Here is a 2,987-nt window from a genome sequence, read left to right on the forward strand (position 1 = left end):
GCCGACCGCACTGATCTCGCCCGTGGGGTCGTAGCCGAGGCCGGTCGTCACATACGCGCCGCGCGCGGTGACGAGGCGTCGCACCGTCATCTCGTTCTTGGTGAGCGTGCCGGTCTTGTCGCTGCACACGGTCGTGACCGCGCCGAGCGTCTCGACGGCGGGGAGCTTGCGGGTGATGGCGTGGCGACGCGCCATCTGCTGCACCCCGATGGCGAGAGTGATGGTGACCATCGCCGGCAGGCCCTCGGGGATCGCCGCGACGGCGAACCCGATCGTCGCCGATATCAGGTCGCCGAACGGCATGTCGTGCAGGAACCGGCCGATCAGCACCATGGTCGCCGCCATGCCGAGAATCACGATCGTGAGCACGCGGCCGAACGAGTCCAGCTGCTTGGTCAGCGGCGTCGCGATCGAACCCGCCTCGCCGACGAGGGCCTGGATGGTGCCGATCTCGGTGCGTCCGCCGGTGGCGGTGACGATGCCGCGGCCTTGCCCGGCCGAGACGATGGTGCCCGAGAACGCCATGCAGGCGCGGTCGCCCACACCGGCATCCGCCGGCACCGGCTCGACGCCCTTCGAAGACGGCTGGGACTCGCCGGTCAGCGCGGCCTCGTCGATGCGCAGCTGGAACGCCTCGAAGAGGCGCATGTCGGCGGGCACCTTGTCGCCCGGCATGAGCCGTACGACGTCCCCCGGCACGAGCTCCGCCGCCGGGACGGTGGCCCAGGCGCCGTCGCGACGGACGCTGGCATAGCTGGACAGCATGCCCCGGATGCCGGCGAGCGCCTTCTCGGCGCGCCCCTCCTGCACGAAGCCGATGATCGCGTTGATGATCGCGACCGCCATGATCACCGAGAAGTCCAGCCAGTCGGCCATGATCGCCTTGATCACGGCCGCGCCGAGCAGGATGTAGATCAGCGTGTCGTTGAAGTGGGCGAGGAACCGCAGGATCGCGGGCTTGCGGGGCGGCTCCGGCAGCTCGTTGCGGCCGACGTCCGCGAGGCGCGCGGCCGCGTCGGAAGAGCTGAGTCCGGTGCGCTGCGCATCGAGCTCGCGCTCTACCTCCGCGACGTCCTGAGCGAACGGCCGGGTGACCGTCGTGGGGACCTGCGCGTCGCGGTCGGTCATCATGCCCCTACGCGGCGCCGTCGAACATGCTCGTGACGGAGCCGTCCTCGAAGACCTCCTGGATCCCGCGCGCCAGCAGCGGCGCGATCGGAAGGATGGTGAGACGCTCGAAGCGCTTGTGCTCGGGCACCGGGATGGTGTCGGTGACGACGACCTCGTCGATGGCGTCGCTCTGGAGGCGCTCGGTCGCCGGGTCGCTGAAGATGGCGTGCGTGGCCGCGACGATGACGCGCTGTGCGCCGTTGCGCTTGAGCGCCTCGGCCGCCTTCACGATGGTGCCGCCGGTGTCGATCATGTCGTCGACGAGCAGGCACACCCGGCCCGCGACGTCACCGACGATCTCGTTGACGGTCACCTGGTTGGCCACGTTCGGGTCGCGGCGCTTGTGGATGATCGCCAGCGGGGCGCCGAGGCTGTCGGACCAGGTGTCGGCGACGCGCACACGTCCGGTGTCGGGCGAGACCACCGTGAGCACGGCGCGGTCCTCGGGCGACAGCGTGCGCTGGAAGTACTCCAGCAGCACGGGCTTGGCGAAGAGGTGATCCACGGGACCGTCGAAGAACCCCTGGATCTGCGCGGCGTGCAGGTCGACGCTCATGACGCGGTCGGCGCCCGCCGTCCGCAGCAGGTCGGCGACCAGGCGGGCCGAGATCGGCTCACGGCCGCGGCCCTTCTTGTCCTGACGCGAGTAGGCGAAGTACGGCGCGACGACGGTGATGCGCTTGGCGGACGCGCGCTTGGCGGCATCCAGCATGATCAGCAGTTCCATCAGCCACTCGTTGACCGGCGGGCCGAAGGACTGGATGAGGAACACGTCGCAGCCGCGGATCGACACCTCGAAGCGGGTGAGGATCTCACCCGACGCGAACGTGCGGTACTCGGTCGGCACCAGTTCGGTGCCGATGTGTCCGACGACCTCCCTGGCCAGCGCCAGGTGGGAGCGGCCGGAAGCCACGACCAAGCGCTTCTTCGTCTTCGCGACGACGCCGGGCGCGATGTCCTTCGCCCTGTCGAGGTCAACCGTCTTGTTCTTGCGAGCCATCGTCCGCTTTCTGTGCGGACCGAGCCTGGGCCGCCAGATCTGCGGCCTTGGTTCCCGGTCGATTCGTCTCGACCCACCCCTCGATATTGCGCTGGGGGGCCACGCTCAGTGCCAGTGCGCCGGCGGGGACATCCTTGCGGATGACGGCACCCGCACCGGTTTTCGCGCCATCTCCGATCCTAACCGGCGCGACGAAGACGTTGTGCGAGCCGGTGTGCACTTCGTCGCCGATTTCTGTGCGGTGCTTGGCGATGTCGTCGTAGTTCGCCGTGATCGCACCGGCGCCGAGGTTCACCCCGCTGCCGATGGTCGTGTCGCCGATGTACGACAGGTGCGGCACCTTGCTGCCTTCGCCGATCGTGGAGTTCTTGGTCTCGACGAACGTGCCGATCTTGCCGCGGTCTCCGAGGTACGTGCCGGGCCGCAGGTACGCGAACGGGCCCACCGTCGCGCCCGCACCGATGACGGCGAGGGTCGCGTCGCTGCGGCTGATCGTGGCATCCTCCCCCACTTCGCAGTCCACCAGGCTCGTGTCGGGTCCGATGACCGCGCCGGAGGCCACGGACGTGGCACGCAGGATGTGCGAGCCGGGGAGCACGGTCACGTCGGGGGCGAGGGTCGCGGTGACGTCGATCCAGGTCGTGGCGGGGTCGAGGATCGTCGCCCCCTCGAGCTGCCAGCGCCGCACGACACGGGCATTGAGCGTGCGTGCGGCGTCGGCGAGCTGCACGCGATCGTTGACGCCGAGGGCGCTGGCGGCGTCGGGGGCGGTGACGGCGGCCACGGGCGCGTCGTCGGCGCGGAGAAGCCCGATGAC

Annotated in this window: 2 protein-coding genes and 1 pseudogene; all 3 read right to left on the reverse strand. The window is 69.8% G+C overall.

Annotated features, from left to right (window positions below; all coding sequences use genetic code 11):
* Window positions 1-1,128: cation-translocating P-type ATPase (locus NQ160_RS21590; protein WP_257517116.1), on the reverse strand; the 1,128-nt coding region annotated here is incomplete at its 3' end.
* A 7-nt stretch (window positions 1,129-1,135) separates the two neighbouring features.
* Window positions 1,136-2,170 carry a ribose-phosphate diphosphokinase gene (locus NQ160_RS21595; protein WP_257517117.1) on the reverse strand — a complete coding sequence of 345 codons (1,035 nt, stop codon included), beginning with the start codon at window positions 2,168-2,170 and terminating at the stop codon, window positions 1,136-1,138.
* A pseudogene (glmU, locus tag NQ160_RS21600) lies at window positions 2,145-2,987 on the reverse strand (bifunctional UDP-N-acetylglucosamine diphosphorylase/glucosamine-1-phosphate N-acetyltransferase GlmU); the annotation flags it as partial. The gene NQ160_RS21595 and the pseudogene glmU, both read right to left, overlap by 26 nt.

It is taken from the genome of Microbacterium sp. zg.Y909 (assembly GCF_024626565.1).

What these genes read in the sequence shown, in the direction of transcription:
- NQ160_RS21595 (WP_257517117.1), bottom strand. Translation starts at nt 2,170, where the DNA reads ATGGCTCGCAAGAACAAGACGGTTGACCTCGACAGGGCGAAGGACATC.